Consider the following 861-nt stretch of genomic DNA (forward strand, 5'->3'; position numbering starts at 1 on the left):
AGTCCCCACGCTGAAAGGATGCGAGCAAGCGGGCGCCGGTCAACGTACCGATGCCTTCTACCTTCATGCAACGCTTGAGCTGAGCGCCTAAACCGGCTTCGTCTATCTGCGTCAGGATCGTTTTCTCCAGCAGGATTTCCAGTCTTTGCATGGCGTTTATCTGATGTTTGAAAGCGGTTTTGAGCAAAGGCTCATTCTCCCAGCTCTGCTTGAGGCTGACACGAGCCTGGACCAGAGCCGCACGGCGCCGGAAAAGACTGATGAGCCGGCAATACAAGGGCGACGGCGGTGTCCAAGGACGTAAGTGGTCCCCTTCGTTTGTCAGATAACGGGCCAGTAATCGGGCATCCAGCGCATCAGTTTTAGCGCGAACGTTCACGCCTTTGCGGTAATGGCTGAGCTCATAACCGCCAACCATATAGATCACGCAACCATCGGCATGCGCCAGATCAGCAAATTCCTGGTGATAGATATTGGTGGCTTCGATGGCGATTGCCACTGGCTTGGCTACAGTTTTGAGCCATTTTTTGATTGCTGCTTTGGTGTTAGAGATTGTCTCGAGCTGATCTGATTCGGCGCAATAAATCACCAGTTCATCCTTGGCGACATCAACCCCGATGATCGACTGAGTAGTAGCGACGGGCATTGCCATGAGAAATCCTCCGGGCTAAGGTTTGAACACTTGAAGGGTTCACCCAGAGGCGCAGGCTTGTTCCTATCGTCGGTCTAGGCCAGATGCATTCTTTATCGGCGCTTGGGTGAAAGGAGGAGGGTGAAATCTCCCACGGTCTGTACTGCGCTAACAGTCAGAATCGAGCCTTGTCCCTCCTCCTCCCTTCAAGTCCTACCATACAAGCGAGC

Annotated in this window: 1 protein-coding gene; it reads right to left on the reverse strand. The window is 53.4% G+C overall.

Annotated elements, in window-relative coordinates; all coding sequences use genetic code 11:
• Nucleotides 1-652: IS110 family transposase (locus tag GTU76_RS29735; RefSeq protein WP_180700259.1), on the reverse strand; the 652-nt coding region annotated here is incomplete at its 3' end.
• Between the last annotated feature and the right edge of the window lie 209 nt (nt 653-861).

It is taken from the genome of Pseudomonas crudilactis (assembly GCF_013433315.1).
In the GTDB taxonomy this organism is placed as follows: domain Bacteria; phylum Pseudomonadota; class Gammaproteobacteria; order Pseudomonadales; family Pseudomonadaceae; genus Aquipseudomonas; species Aquipseudomonas crudilactis.